The sequence below is a fragment of the Collinsella sp. TM09-10AT genome (assembly GCF_003436275.1).
Taxonomy (GTDB): Bacteria; Actinomycetota; Coriobacteriia; order Coriobacteriales; family Coriobacteriaceae; genus Collinsella.
The window spans coordinates 14,939-36,556 of the sequence record NZ_QSOP01000020.1 but is presented as its reverse complement, the minus strand read 5'-3'; the positions used below and the strand labels follow the sequence as shown (position 1 = coordinate 36,556).

The 21,618-nt window shown below is 58.9% G+C and carries 18 protein-coding genes; 14 read left to right on the top strand and 4 right to left on the bottom strand.

Annotated features, from left to right (window positions below; translation table 11 throughout):
- Positions 1–159 precede the first annotated feature (159 nt).
- Positions 160–981: a phosphatase gene (locus DXD77_RS08370; RefSeq protein ID WP_117648403.1), complete on the top strand. Its 822-nt coding sequence runs from the start codon at positions 160–162 to the stop codon at positions 979–981.
- Positions 982–1,059: 78 nt separating this feature from the next.
- Here DXD77_RS08370 and rlmD read toward each other — a convergent pair whose 3' ends face one another.
- Positions 1,060–2,505: a 23S rRNA (uracil(1939)-C(5))-methyltransferase RlmD gene (gene rlmD, locus DXD77_RS08365; protein ID WP_117648402.1), complete on the bottom strand. Its 1,446-nt coding sequence runs from the start codon at positions 2,503–2,505 to the stop codon at positions 1,060–1,062.
- 338 nt (positions 2,506–2,843) lie between these two features.
- Between rlmD and DXD77_RS08360 the strand changes: the two genes are divergently transcribed.
- From DXD77_RS08360 to DXD77_RS08345, 4 genes are all read left to right on the top strand, one after another.
- Positions 2,844–3,704, top strand: coding sequence for a transporter substrate-binding domain-containing protein (locus DXD77_RS08360; RefSeq protein ID WP_117648401.1), 861 nt, complete (start codon positions 2,844–2,846; stop codon positions 3,702–3,704).
- Between the two features lie 165 nt (positions 3,705–3,869).
- On the top strand, positions 3,870–4,508 hold the full coding sequence (locus tag DXD77_RS08355) for an amino acid ABC transporter permease (RefSeq protein WP_089573491.1): 639 nt from the start codon (positions 3,870–3,872) through the stop codon (positions 4,506–4,508).
- 188 nt (positions 4,509–4,696) lie between these two features.
- A complete protein-coding gene (locus DXD77_RS08350) occupies positions 4,697–5,446 on the top strand; it encodes an amino acid ABC transporter ATP-binding protein (protein ID WP_199409024.1) in 750 nt (249 codons plus the stop codon).
- Between the two features lie 310 nt (positions 5,447–5,756).
- Positions 5,757–7,832, top strand: a complete 2,076-nt coding sequence (locus DXD77_RS08345) for a translation factor GTPase family protein (protein ID WP_117648399.1) — start codon at positions 5,757–5,759, stop codon at positions 7,830–7,832.
- A 112-nt stretch (positions 7,833–7,944) separates the two neighbouring features.
- Here the strand turns inward: DXD77_RS08345 and DXD77_RS08340 are convergent, their stop codons facing one another.
- Positions 7,945–8,928 carry a DNA/RNA non-specific endonuclease gene (locus DXD77_RS08340; protein ID WP_117648398.1) on the bottom strand — a complete coding sequence of 328 codons (984 nt, stop codon included), beginning with the start codon at positions 8,926–8,928 and terminating at the stop codon, positions 7,945–7,947.
- 313 nt (positions 8,929–9,241) lie between these two features.
- Here DXD77_RS08340 and DXD77_RS08335 point away from each other — a divergent pair, with 313 nt between their 5' ends.
- From DXD77_RS08335 to DXD77_RS08315, 5 genes are all read left to right on the top strand, one after another.
- Positions 9,242–9,892 (top strand): HAD family phosphatase, encoded by a 651-nt coding sequence (locus tag DXD77_RS08335; RefSeq protein WP_117648397.1) that lies wholly within the window; start codon positions 9,242–9,244, stop codon positions 9,890–9,892.
- Entirely contained in the window at positions 9,886–10,149 is a 264-nt protein-coding gene (locus tag DXD77_RS10420) for a hypothetical protein (RefSeq protein WP_158549119.1), read from the top strand. Before DXD77_RS08335 ends, DXD77_RS10420 begins: the two co-directional genes overlap by 7 nt.
- A gap of 153 nt (positions 10,150–10,302) precedes the next feature.
- The gene (locus tag DXD77_RS08325; protein WP_117648396.1) at positions 10,303–11,160 is read left to right on the top strand and encodes a PRD domain-containing protein; all 858 of its coding nucleotides are present in this window, start codon (positions 10,303–10,305) and stop codon (positions 11,158–11,160) included.
- Between the two features lie 303 nt (positions 11,161–11,463).
- Positions 11,464–12,894: a PTS transporter subunit EIIC gene (locus DXD77_RS08320; protein ID WP_158549120.1), complete on the top strand. Its 1,431-nt coding sequence runs from the start codon at positions 11,464–11,466 to the stop codon at positions 12,892–12,894.
- A 114-nt stretch (positions 12,895–13,008) separates the two neighbouring features.
- Positions 13,009–13,863, top strand: a complete 855-nt coding sequence (locus tag DXD77_RS08315; RefSeq protein ID WP_117648408.1) for a Nif3-like dinuclear metal center hexameric protein — start codon at positions 13,009–13,011, stop codon at positions 13,861–13,863.
- A 271-nt stretch (positions 13,864–14,134) separates the two neighbouring features.
- Here the strand turns inward: DXD77_RS08315 and DXD77_RS08310 are convergent, their stop codons facing one another.
- Entirely contained in the window at positions 14,135–15,013 is an 879-nt protein-coding gene (locus DXD77_RS08310; protein WP_117648394.1) for an ATP-dependent sacrificial sulfur transferase LarE, read from the bottom strand.
- Between the two features lie 167 nt (positions 15,014–15,180).
- Between DXD77_RS08310 and DXD77_RS08305 the strand changes: the two genes are divergently transcribed.
- The 4 genes from DXD77_RS08305 to DXD77_RS08290 all read left to right on the top strand — a co-directional run bounded on the left by DXD77_RS08305 (position 15,181) and on the right by DXD77_RS08290 (position 20,119).
- On the top strand, positions 15,181–15,831 hold the full coding sequence (locus DXD77_RS08305; protein ID WP_158549118.1) for an HAD family phosphatase: 651 nt from the start codon (positions 15,181–15,183) through the stop codon (positions 15,829–15,831).
- A gap of 219 nt (positions 15,832–16,050) precedes the next feature.
- On the top strand, positions 16,051–17,535 hold the full coding sequence (locus DXD77_RS08300; RefSeq protein WP_117648392.1) for a rhamnulokinase family protein: 1,485 nt from the start codon (positions 16,051–16,053) through the stop codon (positions 17,533–17,535).
- 199 nt (positions 17,536–17,734) lie between these two features.
- Positions 17,735–18,565 carry a rhamnulose-1-phosphate aldolase gene (rhaD, locus tag DXD77_RS08295; protein ID WP_117648391.1) on the top strand — a complete coding sequence of 277 codons (831 nt, stop codon included), beginning with the start codon at positions 17,735–17,737 and terminating at the stop codon, positions 18,563–18,565.
- 126 nt (positions 18,566–18,691) lie between these two features.
- On the top strand, positions 18,692–20,119 hold the full coding sequence (locus DXD77_RS08290) for an arabinose isomerase (protein ID WP_117648390.1): 1,428 nt from the start codon (positions 18,692–18,694) through the stop codon (positions 20,117–20,119).
- A 111-nt stretch (positions 20,120–20,230) separates the two neighbouring features.
- Here DXD77_RS08290 and DXD77_RS08285 read toward each other — a convergent pair whose 3' ends face one another.
- Positions 20,231–21,343: a LacI family DNA-binding transcriptional regulator gene (locus DXD77_RS08285; RefSeq protein WP_233506776.1), complete on the bottom strand. Its 1,113-nt coding sequence runs from the start codon at positions 21,341–21,343 to the stop codon at positions 20,231–20,233.
- Between the last annotated feature and the right edge of the window lie 275 nt (positions 21,344–21,618).

The following is a 21,618-nucleotide window of genomic DNA, read 5'->3' as shown; positions in this document are numbered from 1 at the left end:
AGCGCTCTGCTTACAATGTTTTACGTGAAACGGGGTTTGGTTTTAAGCCAGACCCCGTTGTCTATGCCGTTGTGTGATTGGGATGAAGCAGTTTTACGACTGCCGAAAGCTATGCGTACAATGAATATACGCGACGGCCATACTGGACAAGGAGACCCGATGCCCTACCTTCTTTCTTGTGATATTCATACTCATACGATGTTCTCTGCGCATGCGTACTCAACCATCGAGGAGAACATCTATTGGGCGGCGGAGCGCGGCCTTCAGGTGCTCGGTTCCGCCGATCATTTAAGCTCGATGGTTACGCCTTGTCCCAATGACCTGCGCAGTTTCCAATTCTTTATTAACCAGGATATCTGGCCGCGCATTTGGAGCGGCGTGCTGGTGCTTCGCGGCGCCGAGGCCGATATCGTTTCGCTGGACGGAAGCCTGTTTGGCGAGGATACTCCTGTCACGCTCGATATCGCCGGTGATTCGTATAGTCGTGAGCATTCGCTGTTCGATTTGGTTACGCGTAATTTGGATTATTTGGTGGCAAGCGTGCATAATCCGCAGATCGCTGAGGGCGCGACGTTGGCCCAGACGACCGAGATGTATATCAATGCCCTGGAGCACCCCAAGGTGTTCATGCTGGGCCACACAGGGCGCTCGGGCGTGCCGTTCGATATCGACGAGGTGCTGTTGGCGGCTAAGGCCAAGCACAAGATTATCGAGATCAACAACCATAGTCTTGAACACGGTGTCGACACTGAGCATTGGGCCGTATGCCGCAAGATCGCCGAGCGCTGTGCCGAACTGGGCGTGGGCATTGGCGTGTCGACCGATGCCCACATTGGCATGGCCATTGGCAAGCTCGATCACGCGCGCAAGATGCTCGACGAGATTCACTTCCCGCTGGATTTGATCGTGACGCGCGACCGCGAGACGCTGCTGCGCGAGATGGCGGCAGCCGGCGTGTGTGACCTGCGCAAGGGGGTGTAGCGGAGTTCATAAACCAAGCGAAGGGGGCGGTCCAGACGGGTCGCCCCCTTTCTTGTCTCGAAAATCTACCGGGGTGGATTAGCGGCGCTCGAGGACCGCTACGGTTTCGGTGTGGTCGGTATGGGGGAACATGTCGACGGGCGTGATCTTGAGCAGGCGATAGCCTCCGTCGAGGAGCTGGTGCAGGTCGCGCTCTTGGGTCACGGGGTTGCAGCTGATATAGGTGATGCGGCGCGGCTTGAGTGCGCAGGCGGCTTCGAGGAACTCGAGGGTGGAGCCGGCGCGTGGCGGGTCGATGGAAAGGACATCGATCCGCTCGTTGTTGTCGGCGGCGTCCAGGATGTAATCGGTGGCGTCGTCGGCCATAAACCAAGCGCTGCGGGTGAGGCCGTTGAGCTCGGCATTGCGACGTGCGTCGGCAATGCCCGCCGGGTTGCGCTCTACGCCGAGCAGCATAATGCCGATGCCCTTGTCCTGGACATCCTTTGCGGCGCACAGGCCGATGGTTCCGCTGCCGCAGTAAGCGTCCATAAGAATGTCACCCTGCTGCAGGCCCATGCCGTCAATGGCAAGTCGATAGAGCAGCTCGGTTTGCTGCGGATTGGTCTGATAGAACGCGGTAGGGGAGATGTCGAATTCGCAACCGAGCAGCTGGTCGCGCATGCATTCGGCGCCATAGACGATACGGGTCTCCTCGCCCAAGATGGCATTTCCGGGGCGACCGTTGATGTTCTGAGCGACGGTGACGATATGCGGATCGAGTGCGGCGACAGCCTCAAAGAACTCCTGCGCATGCGGCAGGTCGCGCTGAGCGGTCACGAGGGTGACCATAATCTGGTCGGTGCGCCAGCCGCAGCGAACGACGGCATAGCGAAGCAGCCCCAGATGCTTGTCTTCGTTAAAGGCGGGAATATGCAGACGTTCGGCCTCGCGAGCGATGCCGTTGAGAATCTGACGAGCGCCCGGCGCCTCGACAGGGCATTCAGGAACAGCAACGATTCTGTGTGTCCCACGTTCAAAAAAGCCGCAGCGGACAGCGCCCTCTTTGCCGGGAGCAAACGGAGTGGCAGCCTTATGACGAAAACCACGCGGCGCAGGATATTTGCCCGGGTCTCCCAGGGTGACTCCCATACCGCGAATGGGGTCGACGCTAATGCCCTCGCGCTCGCAGAGCTCAGCAAACAGCTCCTCCATAGCAGCCTGCTTGGCCGCCAACTGCTTCTTATAAGGACGATTGAGCGCCGTGCACCCACCACAAGTTTTCATGATGGAACAAGGAGACTTGGGGTCCGTGGCCTTACGCACGGATGGAACCGAATCATTATGCGGACGCTTGGAACGAGTCCGAGGTGCTTTGTCCCCGCCCCGACGAGAGTCAGAACGCTTGGTCTTAGCCCTGCTCTTGGTCGATTTGCTTTTTGCAGCTTTAGAAGACTTGGATTTCGTGGAAGATTTCTCCTCCGACCCCTCAGCTGCCTCGATCAAAGCACGACGAGCCTTACGCTCCGCACGAGATTCTGCCATCAATAACTCCACTAATTCATGAATTAAAGCTGCAAGTATTGTACCGTGCCAAGCCAGCAGACGATATACAAGCGGTTTATTCGTGTCAGTGATAAGCCCAACGACGGTTGCCCGCCGCGTGAGGGGTGTGGGGGTTAAGTTTATCGCGAGTTCCGCACGAACAGGAGGCCACTTAATGTGGCCTCCGTCGTGAGCAGGACTGTAGAGCAGGAAACTTAACCCCCACACCCCTCACGCGGCGGGCAAACTCGCCTTGTGCTCTATCATGCTAAAGTGTATGATTCTGAACGTTACATGACTCACTTTACCTAACTAAAGTGCTATCGAGGGGGAATACCATGAATACCGATATGTCTCGTCGTCAGTTTGTTGGTCTAGCCGGCTCGCTCGCCACGGTGCTTGGCCTTGGTCTTGTCGGCTGCGGCGGTGGTGCTGGCAAGGGCTCCGCTGCTGGTTCTGCCGCGGCCAAGGATGTGAAGGGCGCCGCGGAGTCCAAGAAGCTCGTGGTGGGCTTTGACAAGTCCTACCCTCCGTACGGCTTTGTGGGCGATGACGGCGAGTACACGGGCTTTGACCTTGACCTTGCCAAGGCCGTTGCCGATAAGCAGGGCTGGGATGTCGATTACGAGGCCATCGATTGGGATGCCAAGGACACGCTGCTCAACTCCGGCGCCATCAACTGCATCTGGAACGGCTTTACCATGGAGGGCCGCGAGGACGACTACACGTTCTCCGAGCCGTATATGCTCAACGAGCAGGTGTTGGTGGTCAAGAAGGACGCGGGTATCAAGAGCTGGGACGATCTTGCCGGCAAGACCGTGATTACCCAGACTGATTCCGCTGCGCAGGATGTGCTCGAGGGCGACCAGAAGGATCTGGCCGCGACGTTTGCCACGCTCGATACCATCGGTGAGTACAACACGGCGTTTATGCAGCTCGAGAGTGGTGCGGTCGATGCCGTTGCCTGTGACCTCTCGATCGCTCAGTATCAGCTGGCCGCCAAGCCCGATGCCTATACGCAGCTTGATGAGCCGCTGTCCAGCGAACACTACGCCGTCGGCTTTAAGAAGGGCGACAGCAAGTCGGCCGACGCCGTGACCGAGTCGCTCAAGGCGCTCTATGAGGACGGTACGGTCAAGGACCTGTGCGATAAGTATTCAAGCTATGGTCTTTCCTTCGACAACTGGGTGCTCAAATAGCGGCTTTCCCAGGCACCCGATTTTGCCGTTCAAACCGTCGCTTGCGTACATTTAGTACGCGGCGCTCCTCTTTCACGGCAAACTCGGGCACCTGGAAAACCCGCTTTAGCATTGGGTTCGCTGTTCCGTTACTGTGAAAGAGAGCTTGGGTTGTCTATTCAGGTCATGATGCAGATGCTTGGCCAGGGATTCTTGGTCAGCTTGCAGCTGTTTGTGCTGACGCTGTTGGGGTCGATTCCGCTGGGAATTCCCGTGGCGTTTATGCGCATGAGCAAAATTGCGCCGCTTCGCTGGATCGCGCGCATCTATATTTCGGTCATGCGCGGCACGCCGCTTATGCTGCAGATGTTTGCGATCTACTTTGCCCCGTACTACGTGTTTGGCATCTCGCTCACGCCCGATTCCAAATGGACGGCGTGCGTCGTGGCATTCATCATCAACTACGCCGGCTACTTTGCCGAGATCTATCGCTCGGGCCTGCAGTCGATTCCGCGCGGTCAATATGAGGCCGCCGAGGTGCTGGGCTACTCGCGTCTGCAGACGTTTCTGTATATCGTGATGCCGCAGGTCGCCAAGCGTATTCTGCCGGCGATGGGCAACGAGATCATCACACTGGTCAAGGACACGTCGCTGGCGTTTGCCATTGGCGTGGGTGAGATGTTCTCGACCGCCAAGGCGCTGGTCGCCTCGCAGGTGAGCATGGTGCCGTTTGCGATTGCGGCGTTGATCTACTGGGTCTTTAACTTTGTGGTCGAGATGCTGCTGGGCGCTGCCGAAAAGAAGCTGGACTATTATCATGACTAGATCGTTCCGCCGTTCTAGCGAACGGCGGACTGCTCGACGCTGCGCGCGTGCCTGACGGCCAATCTGCTCCTCAAACCGTCGCTTGCGTACAGAAGTACGCGGCGCTCCTCTTTCGAAGCACATTGTCTCGTCAGCCACACGCTCGCTGACTTCTCAAACACATGGAGGTTCCCGTGTCCGGAACGGTAATGATGATAACGAACGCGCGCAAGGCGTTTGGCGGCAATGAGGTGCTCAAGGATATCTCGCTCGAGGTAAAGCGCGGTGAGGTCGTGGCGATTATCGGGCCTTCGGGTGGCGGTAAGTCCACGCTGCTGCGCTGCGCTACGCTGCTCGAGACACTCGACGGTGGCTCGCTTTCGTTTGGCGACCTTGCGGTTGCGACGGATGTGGGATCGGGCGCGGTCTATGCGAAGGGAGATGTTCCCAAGCAGGCGCGCTCGCGATTCGGCCTGGTGTTCCAAAATTACAACCTGTTCCCGCACTATACCGTGATGAAAAACATCATCGACGCGCCGATCCGCGTGCTTAAGCGCCCGCGCGAGCAGGCGGAAGCTCGTGCGTATGAATTGATTGCTCAGATGGGGCTTATGGGCAACGAGAATAAGGTTCCGTGTGAGCTTTCGGGCGGTCAGCAGCAGCGCGTGAGTATTGCCCGCGCCCTAGCGCTCGACCCGGAGATCCTGTTCTTTGACGAGCCGACCTCGGCGCTCGATCCCGAGCTGACGGCCGAGGTGCTGCGTGTCATTAAGGACCTGGCGGCGCAGAATATGACGATGGTAATCGTGACCCACGCGATGCAATTTGCGCGCGATGTTGCCGACCGCGTGGTCTTTATGGACGGCGGTCGCATTGTCGAGGAGGGATCTGCCGAACAGGTTATCGACCATCCGCGCGAGCGGCGCACGCGTGAGTTCTTGAGCCGTATCGAGGGGTAGACTCAGGTATTTACTCAACTATTAATTGAGGCGAAGCCGCCACAGGTCTTACGGTCTGTGGCGGCTTTTTGTTTACATCGACGGGGTTCAATAATTGCCCCACAAGCTTGTCTCTTCCTCTCGCCGCCTGTATTCATACGTGTGCCGAAAGGTATGCATGGACAGCCGTCCGTGAGGGTAGGGTGGTGGCATAGGACATTTGGAGGGTGAGTCGGCTCGGCTGCCGACCATGCTGCTCCCGGGACGGCACCGACCGCGAACTCTCCCCGTTGGCGTCGCGCATTGCGCGCGGCCCTGCAAGGAGGTCATCATGGGTGCTCCCAAGACCGGTAACGTAAGGAACGTGGTGCTCGTAGGCCAAGGCGGGGTGGGCAAGACTTCACTCGCCGAGGCCATGCTCCACCTTTCCGGCAAGACCGCCCGCCTGGGCGGCCACGACGGCACCAGGCCCACGCTCGACTATGACCCCGAAGAGGTCAAGCGTGCATTTTCCATCTCGACGACCATTGCGCCGATCGACTGGAAGGGCGCGCGCATCAATGTGCTCGATGCCCCGTGCTACCCCGATTTTATCGGCGACGCCTTTGCCGCGATGAGCGTCTGCGAGACGGCTCTGTTTGTGGTCGACGCCGAGGCCGGCCCGCAGCCTACGACGGTTAAGCTCTGGTATGCCGCCGAGGACCTGCGCCTGGCGCGTGCGGTGTTCGTAAACCGCCTGTCGCGCTCCGAGGCCAGCTTTGCGACCACAATGGACCTGCTGCAGGAGCGCTTTGGTACGCGCCTGGGCGCCGTGACTCTTCCCTGGGGCGAGGGCGAGGACTTTGACGGCATCATCGACCTGGTGCGCATGAAGGCGCGCCACTGCAACGGCGCCGAGGCCGTTGAGTCGGAGATTCCCGAGGAGTATCGTGCCCAGGCCGAGGAAGCCCATGACCATCTGTGCGAGTTGGTGGCCGAGGCCGACGATGAGCTGATGATGAAGTACCTGGAAGGCGAGGAGACGCTGACGCAGGAGGAGCTTGAAGGCCTGCTGTCGAAGGCGATCGCCGAGCGCATCTTTGTGCCGGTCTTTGCGGGCGATTGCATTAAGGAGCAGGGCGTCAACTCGCTGATGGACGACATTGCCACGTACTTCCCGGCGCCGACCGACTACGGCGAGATGCCGCTTATCGACGGCGATTCGCTTAAGATCTCGAGTGACGATGATCGTCCGGTGGCGTTTGTGTTTAAGACGCTGGCCGATCCGCAGCAGGGTCGCATCAGCTTTATCAAAGTACTGACGGGTACGCTTGAGCCGGGCCTTGAGCTGATCAACGCGCGTACCCGCAAGAGCGATCGCCTGGCTCACCTGTATGTGATGTGCGGCCGCGACATGACCGAGGTCGGTCACGCCTATGCCGGCGACATTATTGTGGCGCCCAAGCTGGCGGCCGAGACGGGCGATACGCTCTCCATTACCGGTAAGGTCGAGGCGGCGGCGTTTAAGTTCCCCAACTCGCAGTACCGCATCGCCATCGAGGCCGAGAATCGCGGCGACGAGGAGAAGCTCTACACGTTTATCGAGAAGGCCTGCAAGGCCGATCCAACCATGAGCATCGACCGCGACGAGGAGACCGGCCAGACCATTATCTCGGCGGTGGGCGAGGCACAGGTTTCGGTCCTGCTCAATCGCCTGGAGGACCGCACCAAGGTCGCTGCCAAGAGCGTGCCGATCCGTATTCCGTATCGCGAGACCATCCGCCGCACGGCAAGTGCCCAGGGTCGTCATAAGAAGCAGACTGGTGGTGCCGGTCAGTATGGTGACTGCTGGCTGCGCGTGGAGCCGATGATTGCCGCCGACGGTACGAGCGACGGCTATGAGTTTGTGGACGAGGTCGTGGGCGGCCGTATTCCGCGCTCGCTGATCCCCGCCGTGGACAAGGGCGTTCAGGAGACCATGAAGGACGGCATCATTGCCGGCTACCCGCTTACGGGCATTCGCGTGGCTGTGTACGACGGCTCGTATCACAGCGTCGACTCCAACGAGATGGCGTTCCGCGCGGCGGCCCGCATCGGCCTGCGCAAGGCGTGCGCCGATGCCGACCCGGTGGTGCTGGAGCCCATCGAGAAAATCACGGTGACAATCCCCGAGAGCTATGCCGGCGCCGTGATGGGCGACATCTCGGCCTCGCGCGGTCGCGTGACAGGCATGGAGACCGACGAGCGCGGCGATACCGTGGTCATTGCCCAGGCCCCGTTGGCCGAGCTGACGGATTACTCGACGCGCCTGCGCTCTATTACGCGCGGCACGGGCGACTTTACCATGGAGCCCGCAGGCTATGAGCAGGTGCCTTATGACGTTCAGGCCAAGCTGGTCGAGCGCTATGAGGAGGGCCGCGCCAAGTAACGTGTGGTTTTGCCTGCGCCACGCATGTTGATGCAAGGGCCGCTCTGGGTGATCCGGAGCGGCCCTTTTTGATCCCTAGGGGATTGCAAATCGGTTCTTGTCGTGGGTAGGGCTAGTCCCCTGAGGCCTGATTGCGGCCGGTGGCGTAGTCAATCTGCACATGCGGTTGCAGGTTATAACAGTACACGTGGAAACACAGCGTCTTGCCGTGATCCTCGACCGATTGGGCCTCAAGGCGCACGCCGCGGCAGAGAAGTTCCTCTTCGTTGTACATGGGCGTGACGCGGTAGAGCACATGGTTGCCCGTGTCGCGGATGTAGTCGAGGATCTGCTCCTCAAAGGGCAGCATGCCCGTTTCGTTGAGATAACGCGTGCCGGTCAGGAGATTTTTGCGGTTGGCGTTTTCGCCGCAGAGCGACCAAGCGATAAGGTGGCAGCGGTTATAGAGGCTCTGGCCTGGAATAAAGTCGTAGCGCTGCTGGTGCCATCCGGCGGGGTGGATACGCGAGATATCGCCGCGCTTGCCCTGACCGAGCGATTCGGGTCCTATGCAGGCGAGTGCTTTGCGGGTACGGCCCAGGCTGTCGAGTTTAGAGAACTTCTTAAAGCAGCCTTCTTCGGTGGCGCGCTCGTATTCATCGAGCGTGAACGACGGCGTGCCGAGCGAGTGCGTACCATCGGCGCGAAGGGCGACGTAGGGGTTACCGGCGTAGTCGGGAATGCTGGTGAGGTATACGCCGCGCGCGCGGTCTTGATCGGGATTTTCGACTTCATCAATGGGGATGGCAGTGCTATCTGCGGAAGTGTCGTCGCCGGTGCCGGTTGTGGTGGATTCGGAGCCATCGCCGGTGCTTTGGCCGCCTTCGGAGTCCTCGGAGCTCGCTGTTCCCGATTCGAGCCGGGCGACCAAGCCCGCTTCGTCGTCGGTGCGGTTGGGGCTCTCGCTTTGCTTCTCGGCCAGGGCCGCCGCCTGCTCATCGCTTTGCGGCGACAGCAGCTTGGGCGCCCCGTCGAGCGATCCCGTAAACAGCGCAAATCCCAGCACCACGGCGGTGCCGATGGAAAGTACTTGCTTGTAGGCGGACTTGCGCGACATGGGGGCTCCTGGTTGTTCGGCTGCGAATCTACCAGTCTAGCAGGAGCCGGCTGAGGCCGCTCCGCCGAACAAATACTCAAGATTTGGGACAAATGCCGCCGGTTCATTTGCCTCATATGGAGCTGCGGCGGTTGTGAATGTGGGGCTATCCGGCGTTTCCCTAGATAAAACCTGTCAAAATAAACCTGTCCCTTTTTGACAGGCTATTGATTCATGTAACGAAAGCCAAATATGATATATACGTTATATACAAGCTGTAAAGCGCGGTAGAGTGACGGTAACGAAGGCCGTGCAAGCCGATGAAGGGACCGATATGATCAAGGCTGTCATTTTTGACATGGACGGAACGCCGGTCGATACCGAGCGTTTGGACATGAGGGCATGGAAGGTGGGCGCTGCTGAGCTGGGAATTGAGATTGATGATGCGTTGATTCATCAGTTTATCGGCCGTTCGAATGCCGATGTTAAGGGCATCCTTGAGGCGCATTACGGCAAGGGCGAAACCGCCGACGCGATTTTTGCCCGCAACGTTGAGCTACACAGCGAGATGGCCAAGACCGACCTGGAGCTTAAGGCCGGCGCCGCCGAGTGCCTGGACGAGCTGCTGGCCGCGGGCTATCACGTGGGCCTTGCGACGTCGTCGCGCCGCGTTGCGGCCGAACGCAACCTTAAGACGGTCGGCCTCTTTGACAAGTTTGAAACGGTGACCTTTGGCGAGGACGTCGCATGCGGCAAGCCCGACCCCGAGATGTATCTGCTCGCCTGCGAGCGCGCGGGCTTTGCCCCCGAGGAGTGCGCCGTGGTCGAGGATTCCCGCAACGGCTGCGTCTCGGGCATCACGGCCGGCTGCCACGTCTTTGCCGTTCCCGACATCGTGCCGCTGCCGCAGGACGTGGTGGATGGCTGCGAGGTCGTGCTCGACACGCTGTTCGATCTGACGGCGGCGGTCAAGGCCGTGTGCTAAAGGTATGTGCCGAGGTCGATGACGGTAGCTTTGGCGTGGCTGCTTGCCCGGGTGCTGACGCGCTCGGCAATCTGGCTGCCGATGCCGTAGCCGTCGGATGCGGTATTTTACTCTCCGGTGCCAATGAACTCAATTTTAATATCGGGATACGGGGCGAGGGTCTTGTGGATGCCAGGTATGCGCAGAGCGAGCTGCATGAATGCCGCTCTGCCCACAACGGTGATATGGCGTGCCCCTCTTCGCGTTTTCCCCGATAAAAATCTGCCAAAATAAACCTGTCCTTTTTTAGTAGGTTGCGGGGGCTCGGGTTTGCTTGTTTCGCGTGACGTTGCGTGGAATAATCGAGGCGAACCATCTTAACTAGAATTCATTGCGCTTGCCCTTCGGCTGCGCCTATTTTCGGAGGCATCATGAGGGTCGTTAAGCGCATTAATCACAATGCCGCCTTGCTTGTCAACGATAAGGGAACCGAGCTTGTGGCACTGGGGAAAGGCATTGGTTTTCCTGACGGCCCCGATGAGGTTTCGCTTGCGCAGATTGAGCGCACGTTTTACAACGTTGATGCGCGCTATCTGCCACTTCTTAACGAGATCGATCCCAAGGTAATGGAGTTTAGTGCGCAGATTGCCGATGTCGCGCGCACCAACATTTCGCGCGAGCTGTCGGCGAACCTTCCTTTTACGCTCGCCGACCACATTAGTTTTGCCATCAAGCGCTGCCGTGAGCACATGTATGTTCAGATGCCGCTTTCTTGTGACGTTCAACAGCAATATCCCATTGAATTTAAGATCGCGATGCTTGCCCATGCTGGCATAGAGCGCGAATTCGGTATATCTATGCCACGCGGGGAGAGGGCGGGCATCGCACTCTGCATCGTTAACAGCGTTATGGCAAGTTCTAGTAAGGCGAAGTCAAACGACGTCCGCCGCGAGGAACGCCTGATCGAAAAGCTCGTAGCGATCATCGAGAAAGATCTTGCTATCGCCGTTGACCGCGACGCTTTTGACTATGCACGCTATGACACTCATGTACGCTACTTGTTAGAGCGCGTCCGCACCGGGGAGCCGCTTAATACCGATAATGCGGCGCTCTATCGTCCTCTCTGTGAGGAGCATCCGGCTATAGCGGCTTGTGTTGACAAAATGGCAGATGTTATCGAGGAAACGTATCATGCCTCCATCGTGCCCGAGGAGAAGGTGTATCTCATGCTCCATGTCAATCGGGTCTATGCCGGCAACGTAACGGGCGAGGTGCCAGCCGACAAATAGGCGCTTTCTATGCCGTTCATCAAAGAAAGCGTACCGTTCGCAGACTTTTGGGCATCATGAGGCCGCCGTTCGCATGGTGAAGCTGATACCCTTAGCGCGACATAAGGTGTTATTCGAGAGCTGAGCTTCCGAAGCGTGACGTAAAGACAGGGCGACCTGTCGATGTCTCGTTTTGGAGCTTTTGTCTTTACGCCGTTTCCCTCAACAATCGAATACTTCCGTGCGGGCGACGGGCCACCGTCCGCTTTGTCTCCTCGCGCGCGCAGCGAGGGAGGAACCGGATCGTTCGAAAGGGAAAATGATATGGCTGACAATAAGAAGATCGCAGCCGATGTGCTCGAGGCGCTGGGTGGCAAAGACAACATCACCTTTGCAGCCCACTGCATGACGCGTCTGCGTTTTAACCTTAAGGATATGGAGTTGCCCGACATTAACGCTGTTAAAAAAATTAACGGCGTCATCGGCGCTCAAATATCTGGCGGGCAGTTCCAGGTGATTATTGGGCAAAACGTGCCTAAGGTATATGACGAGCTCATCAAGATGAGCGGGTTGGCCAAGCAGGAGAGCATCGACGAGAACCTCGACGCAAGTGGAGTCAAAACACCGCTTACCCCGGCAGCCGTTGGCAATGCGATTCTTAACTACCTCTCGGGCTCCATGGTTCCGATGATTCCATTGCTGCTCGCGTCGGGCATGTTCAAAACCGTTGCCGTCGTACTCGGGCCAACGATGCTCAATCTCATTGCGGATACGAGCGATCTTTATGTCCTGCTCAATATGCTCTACAACGTGACGTTCTATTTCATTCCGATCTTCTTGGGCTTTACGGCTGCCAAGAGCATTGGCGCCACGCCCATGTACGGCGCTTTTATGGGCGGTGTGCTTATCGAACCGACGTTTATGCAAATGGCAGCCGAGGGAAAAGCCTTTAGCGTTTATGGCATCCCTTGCGTGCCTGCAAACTATGCGCAGACGGTTATTCCCATTCTGCTCACGGTTGCGTTGATGTCCGTGTTCGAGAAGTTCTTGCGCAAGCACATGCCCGATTCGCTCACCACGGTCTTTACGCCGCTTTGCACGCTTGCCCTGACTGTCCCCTTTGCGCTTTGCCTGCTTGCTCCTCTTGGTTCTTGGTGCGGTAACGGTTTGGCGGTTGTCTTTGAGTTCCTCGGTGCCGAGGGAGGTATCGTGGCGATTATTGGTGGCGGCTTGCTTGCAGCAATTTGGTTGCCCATGGTCATTACGGGCATGCATGTCGCGGTCATTATGATTGCCATTGCAAACTTCATGTCGACGGGCTCTGACAGCTTTATTCTGGTCGCCCCTACGGTTGCGCTGTGGGCTGCCTATGGAGTGGAGATTGCGTCATGGCTCAAGCTCCGTAACAAGGAGGAAAAGAGCCAATGTGCCGGCTATCTTGTCGCCCAGCTCATTGGAGGCGTCGGTGAGCCGTTCATCTATGGCATGCTGTTCCGCTATCGTAAGCTGTTCGTTGCCTGCATGGCGGGTTCGTTTGTCGCCGGTGCCGCGGCGCTCGCTTTGCATGTGAATGCCTATCTTGCTGGTGCTGCTTCCAACGTGCTTAATATTATGACGTTTGTCGGCGGCGGCAACGAGAACCTGATCTGTGCCGCTATCGCTTCGGCGGCTGGCTTTATCGTAAGCTTTGCTGTTGCCTGGTTCTTTGGCTTTAGCGAGGATGAGCTTGAGAACGGCCCAATTTCCGAGCGCTAGAAAAGCGGTCGCATATAGGTGGTTCAGCTCAAAAAGTGCCTTCTATAGATGATTTCGCAGGGCGGTATGTTTGCTGCCGCCCTGCATATTATGTCGAAGGGATTGTTGTTACATATGCTTATCAGCGAGGCAATTCAATCTATCCAGGACTATTGCAGCGGCATCGATGCTTTTACCGGCAAGCCCATCGAGCTTGCGACGACGCGCGATCAGGTGCTATACGGCGACATCGATCAGCAATGTACCGGAATCGTTACATGCATTTGGGCTACGGCGGAGGTGATTCGTCGTGCCAAGGAGCTTGGCGCTAACCTGATTGTTCCTCACGAGGCGCTGTTCTGGAACCACGGAGACCGCCGTGAAGTGGTTGCGGGGAACAAGACCTTTGAGGCAAAGTGCGCTTTGCTTGACGAATGGGGTGGCGCGGTCTGGCGTTGCCATGACTATATCCACTCTGGTGTGCCGCTCGCCTCGGACGGTTCGATGGTCGACGGCATCTTTTACGGATTTGCGGTCAAGATGGATTGGCTTGTCTCCGCGGTAGACGAGACATTCATGAGGTACCGCATTGAGCCAACGCCGGCCCGCGATCTTGCGCAGGCGCTCGTACACAAGCTTGGATTAAACGGAACGCGCTTGATCGGCGACGGTGACGCGCTCGTTCGCAATGTCGAGATTCCAATGCACATCATGGGGCGAGATAACGACGAGATTGCCCATATCGACTCCGAAGGCATCGATTGCATTTTGACCATGGAGTTTATCGACTTTACGGTGAGCGAGTACATCCGCGACGCCGCAATGCTCGGTCAGGGAAAATGCGCCATCCATATGGGTCACTTTAATGGCGAGGAGCCGGGCATGGAGTATATGGCGAAATGGCTGCCCGCCGCGCTCGGGGACGCTGGCGCAGGTCTGCCGGTTACCTTTGTCCCCATGGGAGATACGTATCAGTACGTGCTGGCATAAATAGAACAGGGCCGCGACACTTCATGGCGTCGCGGCCCTGTTTGCGTTTCCCCTGATAAGACCTGCCAAAATAAACCTGTCCCTTATTGACAGGTCGGTTAACGCAGTCCAGGTTGAGCATATGCGAGCGAGCGGGCTCCGGGCGCGGTAAGGTGACGTGAAAAAAGCGGGCGCTGATCTTTTGGTCGCGCCCGTGAAGTTGAACGTCAGATTGCCGTGCTCGGAGCCCGCGCAGCGCCGAGCAGTTGCGCCGTTTGTAAAACGGCGCAACCTACAGGTTCATGTTGCCGTGGATGTAGGGGGCGACCTCGGGGGAGATGTGTCCGCAGCCTAGGTTGCGCAGCGCGGACTCGATGGCGGCGGGCAGCGGGGTCTTTCCCTCGTCGTTGACCACGGTACCGCCGAGGGCGGCGATCTTGGCGACATCTGCCGGGGCGGCTTCGATATGCATGCAGCCGCCGACCAGGCGTGCGCGGACCTGCGCCAGGTCAAGATCGTGCAGATAATCCTCGCAGGCGCGGATTAAATCGACCTTCTCGCGCGTAAGCTCCTCGCCCGTGGGAATGCGCGTGGCCAAGCAGGCGCCTGCCGGCAGGTTCCAGACGGGATAGCCCCATGCGCGCAGCAGCTCGCGCTCTTCGTCCTTGGTAAAGCCGACCTCCATAAGGGGTGAGCGTACACCGAGCTCTTGTGCCGCACGCATGCCGGGGCGGTAGTCACCGCGATCGCTTGCATTGCTGCCATCGATGACGGTGGGAAAGCCTAGCGACTTGGCGTGGTTGACGATGGCGGTGAAGCCGGCGCGCTTGCAGTGGTAGCAGCGGTCAGCATCGTTGCAGGCTACCTGGGGAAGTTGCAGCTGGTCGACCGAAAGATTGAGCACGGGGAGCTTAAAATGCGGCCCCTCATCGGTTTGTCCGTCAACGGACCGCTCAAACGAAGCCTGCTCGGGTGTGCCGATGAGCGGCGTGGTGAGGTGGACGAGAAGCGTGTCGGCAGGCATGATACGGGCGCAGACCGCAGCCAAAAAGCTGCTGTCGACGCCGCCGGAAAAGCCGATGGCGACGCGTCCATATGCCAAAAGCAGCTGCTCGAGCGCTGCGAGTTTGTCCTGAAGCTCCTCTGCAGGTGCGGTGGTGTCTGAAAACATGAAACGATCCTTGCCATTGAGTACTCGGTCGAAAACTATAATCCTACCGGGCTGCTTGTCATAAGATTTCTACCTATGTAACGAAAGTGCAATATGCTATATACGTTATATACAAGTTTGTAAAGTGCGGTAGAGTGGCAGTAATGCAATCCGGTGAGGGGACCGATATGATCAAGGCTGTTATTTTTGACATGGACGGAACGCTGGTCGATACCGAGCGTCTGGGCATCAAGGCATGGAAAGCGCCCGCTGCTGAGCTGGGTGTCGCGATTGATGATACGCTGATTCATCAGTTTATCGGTCGTACGCTGCCCGATGTCATGGACATCCTTGAGGCACATTACGGCAGTAGAGAAACCGCTGTGGCGATCTATCATCGCCACAAGGAGATTCGCGACGAGATGGTCAAGACCGAGCTGGAGCTTAAGGCCGGCGCCGCCGAGTGCCTGGACGAGCTGCTGGCTGCGGGCTATCACGTGGGTCTAGCGACGTCGTCGCGCCTCGTTACGGCCGAGCGCAACCTTAAGATGGTCGGTCTTTTTGACAAGTTTGAAACGGTAACGTGTGGCGAGGACGTCGTGCACGGCAAGCCCGACCCCGAGATGTATCTGCTCGCCTGCGAGCGCGCGGGCTTTGCCCCCGAGGAGTGCGCCGTGGTCGAGGATTCCCGCAACGGCTGCGTCTCGGGCATCACGGCCGGCTGCCACGTCTTTGCCGTTCCCGACATCGTGCCGCTGCCGCAGGACGTGGTGGATGGCTGCGAGGTCGTGCTCGATACGCTGTTCGACCTGACGGCGGCGGTCAAGGCCGTGCGCTAGCGTTTGCACCCGAGCCATTTCAATAGCATTTTAAAGATGCGGCCATCCGCTTAGCTCGGCTGGCCGCATCTTTCTCTTTGGAAGAGGTTTAACCCAAAAACTACCGTTAACCGACTAAAAACAACCGCTCGCCGGACTAAAAATGACTCATATTGAAATTGAAACGGTTCAAATAATAATGAAAATTATAAATGAATCGCTTCAAAAAGGGGAGAGCACATGGAGAGTTGCATCGAGTCCAAGCATTACGCAGCGGTCGATATCGGTGCCTCGAGCGGTCGCGTTCTTGCTGGCTGGGTCGAGGATGGCAAGATGTCCTATCAGGAGGTCTACCGCTTCGATAACGAGCAGAAGCGCGTAGACGGCCACGACTGCTGGGACGTTGAGGCTCTGTTTGACCATGTTGTCGCAGGCCTGCGCGCCGTTAAGGATCAGACCGGACAGGCCCCGGTCACCATTGGAATCGATACCTGGGGCGTTGATTTTGTGCTGCTCGACGAGCACAACAAGATCGTCGGCGATACGGTTGCCTACCGCGATGCCCGCACGGACGGCATCTACGAAGTTGCCGACCAAATTATGGATCCGGCCGAGGTCTATGCCCGTACCGGCATTCAGCGTCAGCCTTTCAACACGCTCTATCAGCTGCTCGCCCTTAAAAACGAGCATCCCGAGCAGCTCGAGGCGGCTCGCACCTTCCTGATGATTCCGGACTATCTTAACTGGCGTCTGACCGGCATTAAGGCCAACGAGTACACCAACGCGAGCACTACTGGCATGCTCGATGCCGAGAAGTGCACGTGGGACACCGAGATTCTTTCGCGTTTTGGTATTCCCCAGGGCATCTTCCTGGAGCCGACCACGCCCGGCGTTGTGCTCGGTGAGCTCACGGCGGACATCTCCGAGAAGATCGGCTACTCTGCGACCGTTGTGCTGCCTGCCACGCACGACACCGGCTCTGCCTTCCTGGCCGTTCCCGCCAAGGATGACAACGCCGTCTATGTCTCGAGCGGCACATGGAGTCTGCTGGGCGTTGAGAACCAGCACGCCATCACCAACGAGCTCGCCCGCAAGCAGAACTTTACCAACGAGGGCGGATACCTCAAGCGCTACCGTTTCCTCAAGAACATCATGGGCCTGTGGATGAACCAGTCCGTCCGCCGCGAGATCAACGGCGTCGACTATGTCGAGGGCAAGACCTCGCATAAGGCCCTCATGGATCATAAGGTTGGCTTTGACGAGCTCCGTACGCTCTGTCGCGAGGCCGAGCCCTTCGAGGCGTATGTCGATGTCGACGACGACCGTTTCCTGGCCCCCGATTCCATGATCCAGGAGATCAAGCAGGCCTGCGCCGAGGGCGGCGAGCCGATCCCACACACCGTGGGCGAGATCATGCGCGCCAACTACTGCAGCCTGTCCCGCTCGTATGCCAAGGCCATCGAGGGCCTGCGTGAGCTTTCGGGCCACGACTACACGAGCATCAACATCGTGGGTGGCGGCTGCCAGGATTACTACCTCAACCAGATGACGGCCGACACCTGCGGGCTCCCCGTGTTCGCCGGTCCCATCGAGGGCACCTGCATCGGCAACTTTATCGTGCAGATGATCGCCGGCGGCGATTTTGCCGACCTAGCCGATGCCCGCGCTTGCGTTGCCCGCTCCTTCGATGTCAAGCGCATCGACCCCAAGGGCGCCCAGGCCTAAACGAGGGCGGGGCCTGCCCCGACTCACCTTTCACCTACCCCCAGCCCCGCGTGCGGCAAACGACTCCTGCCGGGCGCGAGCGGCTCTCTCCGATGACATGCGGCGCGGAGGCCCTACACGAACCATGCTCCGCGCCGCCGTCAATCGGCTTACCTAAGTTTTTCAATTGGACCTGCGGGTCCCGGAGAGGAGACAAACAATGGCAATGGAAGATCTGGCGTTTATCAAGGGCTTCTGCCGCTTGTGCGATGATGGCTTTAAGCAGGGCTGGCATGAGCGCAACGGCGGCAACCTCACCTACCGTATGACCGACGATGAGGTCGCCGAGGCCAAGCCGTTCTTTGAGGAGCCTCGCGAGTGGGTCAAGATGGGCGTGCGCGGCGAGAATCTTGCCAGCCAGTACTTTGTGAGCAGCGGCTCGGGCAAGTACATGCGTAATGTTCTGGAGGATCCGTATGCCAACATCGGCATCGTCGAGATCAACGAGACCGGCGACGCCTTCCGCATTGTGTGGGGCCTTGCCAACGGCGCCCGTCCGACCAGTGAGTTCGAGAGCCACTACATGAACCACTGCGTCGCCGCCGCCCGTACCGATGGCGCCGACCGCGTGATTTACCACGCTCACACCCCCGGCATCATCGAGATGTCCTTCGTGGTGCCGCTGGAGGACCGTGCCTTCACCCGTATCCTGTGGCAGATGATGACCGAGTGCGTCGTCGTCTTCCCGACCGGTGTGGGCGTTGTGCCCTGGATGGTCCCGGGTGGCCCGGCCATCGCCGAGGCGAGCTCCGAGCTCATGAAGACCTACGACACCATCGTCTGGGCTCACCACGGCCTGTTCGCCGCCGGTCCCGACTTTGACACGACCTTTGGCCTGGCTCACACCGTCGAGAAGGCCGCCGAGATCTACCTGGCCGCGCGTGCTGCCAACGGTGGTTCGGACGACTTCCTCAACAAGATTAGCGACAAGGGCCTCAAGGACACCTGCCGCGACTTCGGTATCAAGATCAACGAGGCATTTGTTGACTAGTAGGTAGGAAAAACGGCGGTTCCGGTTGCTGGGGAGCTCGTGGAAACCGCCGTTATATCGCTGCTGATCTGATAACAGCCGCGCCCGCTTGCTTGCAATCATCAACTTTTCCCATGGGAGGAAATCATGCTCGTTAACACCAAGGCCAAGGTTGGCGTTTTCTCTATCGCCCTCGGTGCCTATCTTCCACAGTTCCCGCAGCTCGTGCCCAATTTTGAGCAGCAGTACGAGGACTTTAAGGCCACGCTGCCCACGACTGTCGAGCTTATCGACGGCGGTATGGTGACCACCAAGGAGCAGGCCCAGGTCGCCGGCGACAAGTTCCGCGCCGAGGACGTCGATCTGGTTATCCTGCAGATGCTCACCTATGCCACGAGCTACAACGTGCTGCCGGTCGTGCGCGACCTGGACGTGCCCGTCGTCGTGGTCAACGTGCAGAAGAAGGCCCAGCCCGACTACGCCAACACCGACATCCCCACGTGGCTGGGCGATCTGTACGCCTGCGGCGCCCCCGGCGAGGTCGTGGCCGATCTTAACCGCGCCGGCAAGCGTCACGCCGTCGTGACCGGCGTCGTCGAGGGCGGCGACCCGGCTGTGACCGAGCAGCTCGAGCAGTGGTGCCGTGCCGCCCAGGTGCGTCGTCGCCTGCGCCGCACCAACATCGCCCAGATCGGCCGTCCGTACCCGGGCATGATGGACCTCTACATCGACAAGACCAACCTCTACAACCGTCTGGGCCTCTACACCAAGCAGTTTGACTGGGAGAAGATGTGGGCCATTGCCGACAACATCGACGACCAGGCTGCTGTGGACGCCAGGGCTGCCGAGATTCTCGACACCTTCGACGTTGAGGGCGGCGCCAAGGTCACCGACGAGCCCATCCAGGAGATGGCCAAGTATGTCGTCGCCTTTGAGCAGTGGGTCAAGGACGAGGAGATCGGTCTGGTCGCCAGCCACTACGACGGCTATGCCAAGGGCCAGGCCGGCGTGCTCGACTCCATGCTCATCCCGGCGTTCTCCATGCTCATCAAGCAGGGCACGAGCTGCGCGGTCGAGGGCGATATGAAGGTCGCCATTGCCATGAGCATCCTCAAGACCATCTCTGGCACCGGCCAGCTTTCCGAGATGTACTCCATCGACTTTCCCGAGGACATCGTCATCATCGGCCACTCCGGCTCTGGCGATGCCGATATCTCGACCGCCAAGAAGCCGACGCTCAAGGTCGTCCCCGTGTTTCATGGCAAGACCGGCGGCGGCTACCTCACCCAGTTCTATCCCGGCCACGGCACCATCACCTTCCTGGGCATCACGCAGGACGGTAACGGCAACTTCAAGTTCGTGGTTGCCGAGGGCGAGAACGTCGACGGCCCGATCTTTACCTTCGGTGACACCAACATGCGCATGAAGTTCTCGATCGGCGCCCGTGAGTTTATGGACCGCTGGAACGAGACGGGTCCGACCCACCACATGGCAGCCTGCCTGGGCAGCCAGACCGGCACGATCCTCAAGGTCGCCAAGATCCTGAACGTGCCCGTGGACGTTGTCTGCCGCTAGCTGTGTTCCGCTGTTCTAACTTCGGCTGAAACGATAGGGAAGAGCCCGACAAGTGTTTGCTTGTCGGGCTCTTTTTTGTTCGGCGATGGATTGGATTGTTGGGGAAAGATGCTACAGGTAGGCACCCAGGTTGATGGCGGTGGCTTCGGCCTGGCTGCTTGCCTGAGTGCTGGCACGCTCGAGCAAGAACGGCCGCACGAGCTCTTGGCGGTTGATGTCCTCGATGGCCGTGACCGCGGTGACGGTGCGTACGGCAGAGCCGACGCGGACGCGTTTGGTCTTGGCGGCGGGCTTGTTCTCGATCTGCTCCATCAGCAACTGAACGCCCTTGCGGCCAATCTCGTAGCCCGGAGGCGCTACTGTGGTCAGCGGGACCGACCCGCTCCAGGCGAGCGGATTGCCGTCGCAGCCTGCCACGCGGACCTGCTCGGGGACGGAGATGCCCTTGTCGGTCAGCGCCGAGATAACGCCCGAGGCTAATACGTCGGTCAGACCGATGACAAAATCGGGGCGCTCGTCAGCAGGGCGCTCGGCAATCTGGGCACCGATACTGTAGCCGTCGGCTGCGGTATTCCATTCGCCGGCGTCGATGACCTCAATTTTGATATCGGGATGCAGGGCAAGTGCCTTGTGGATGCCAAGGACGCGCAGAGTGAGCTGCATGAATGCTGCTCGACCCACAACGACAATATGGCGTGCGCCGCGGGCGATGGCGAGCTCGGCGATAATGCGCCCCTGTGCCTCGTTGTCGGCGGCCACGTAGTAACCGGGTTCTGAACAATGGACGTCCAGATGGACGATCGGCACGGGCATTTTAGTCATGGCCGGGTGCCGGTCGGGGGATGCCATGGGCTGAACCATGACGCCGGACATCTGAGTGCCCATAAAGTAGCGCAGGTAATGGTCTTCGAGAATGTCGTCGTTGTCGGCGTTGGCGATGAGCAAGTCATAGCCGTGCTTGCGTGCCTCGTTGTGGGCACCGCTGGCAATCTGGAGCGAAAAGCCGTGATCGAGACGGGGGAGGACCAGGCCAAAGGACTTGGTGGTGCCGCCGGCCAGCTGGCGAGCGCTTTGGTTGGGCAGGTAGCCCAAGCGATTGATGGTCTCGTTGATGAGTTTGAGGGTCTCGGGGCGCAGCTTTTCGGGGTGGTTGAGCGCGTTGGAAACCGTGCCCAGCGAAACCCCGGCCTCGCGCGCGACGTCGCTGATTTTTACCTTTGCCATAGCGGCCCCTTTGATGCGTTTCAAGTACAAGCCAGATTGTAGCATCCCAAACCTACCAAAAAGGGACAGGTTTATTTTGGCAGGTTTTATCTGGGGAAACGCCGTTGCCAGCGCGACCACCACAAAGGTTCCTGTCCCCATTGTGGCGGTTTGGACCGGCTGGGCATGTGTGCATCGGGTGGTATCTAAGTTGAGATACCACTTCTGGTATATCAGCTTGCGCTTGCGTGAGTACAATACTCGAACGTTATACGTCTCAGCGCCCCCTGTGCGTG

Excerpts from the sequence above, each read along its gene's own strand:
- DXD77_RS08370 (WP_117648403.1), top strand. The coding sequence starts at position 160 with ATGCCCTACCTTCTTTCTTGTGATATTCATACTCATACGATGTTCTCT.
- rlmD (WP_117648402.1), bottom strand. The coding sequence starts at position 2,505 with ATGGCAGAATCTCGTGCGGAGCGTAAGGCTCGTCGTGCTTTGATCGAG.
- DXD77_RS08360 (WP_117648401.1), top strand. The coding sequence starts at position 2,844 with ATGAATACCGATATGTCTCGTCGTCAGTTTGTTGGTCTAGCCGGCTCG.
- DXD77_RS08355 (WP_089573491.1), top strand. The coding sequence starts at position 3,870 with ATGATGCAGATGCTTGGCCAGGGATTCTTGGTCAGCTTGCAGCTGTTT.
- DXD77_RS08350 (WP_199409024.1), top strand. The coding sequence starts at position 4,697 with ATGATGATAACGAACGCGCGCAAGGCGTTTGGCGGCAATGAGGTGCTC.
- DXD77_RS08345 (WP_117648399.1), top strand. The coding sequence starts at position 5,757 with ATGGGTGCTCCCAAGACCGGTAACGTAAGGAACGTGGTGCTCGTAGGC.
- DXD77_RS08340 (WP_117648398.1), bottom strand. The coding sequence starts at position 8,928 with ATGTCGCGCAAGTCCGCCTACAAGCAAGTACTTTCCATCGGCACCGCC.
- DXD77_RS08335 (WP_117648397.1), top strand. The coding sequence starts at position 9,242 with ATGATCAAGGCTGTCATTTTTGACATGGACGGAACGCCGGTCGATACC.
- DXD77_RS08325 (WP_117648396.1), top strand. The coding sequence starts at position 10,303 with ATGAGGGTCGTTAAGCGCATTAATCACAATGCCGCCTTGCTTGTCAAC.
- DXD77_RS08320 (WP_158549120.1), top strand. The coding sequence starts at position 11,464 with ATGGCTGACAATAAGAAGATCGCAGCCGATGTGCTCGAGGCGCTGGGT.
- DXD77_RS08315 (WP_117648408.1), top strand. The coding sequence starts at position 13,009 with ATGCTTATCAGCGAGGCAATTCAATCTATCCAGGACTATTGCAGCGGC.
- DXD77_RS08310 (WP_117648394.1), bottom strand. The coding sequence starts at position 15,013 with ATGTTTTCAGACACCACCGCACCTGCAGAGGAGCTTCAGGACAAACTC.
- DXD77_RS08305 (WP_158549118.1), top strand. The coding sequence starts at position 15,181 with ATGATCAAGGCTGTTATTTTTGACATGGACGGAACGCTGGTCGATACC.
- DXD77_RS08300 (WP_117648392.1), top strand. The coding sequence starts at position 16,051 with ATGGAGAGTTGCATCGAGTCCAAGCATTACGCAGCGGTCGATATCGGT.
- rhaD (WP_117648391.1), top strand. The coding sequence starts at position 17,735 with ATGGCAATGGAAGATCTGGCGTTTATCAAGGGCTTCTGCCGCTTGTGC.
- DXD77_RS08290 (WP_117648390.1), top strand. The coding sequence starts at position 18,692 with ATGCTCGTTAACACCAAGGCCAAGGTTGGCGTTTTCTCTATCGCCCTC.
- DXD77_RS08285 (WP_233506776.1), bottom strand. The coding sequence starts at position 21,343 with ATGGCAAAGGTAAAAATCAGCGACGTCGCGCGCGAGGCCGGGGTTTCG.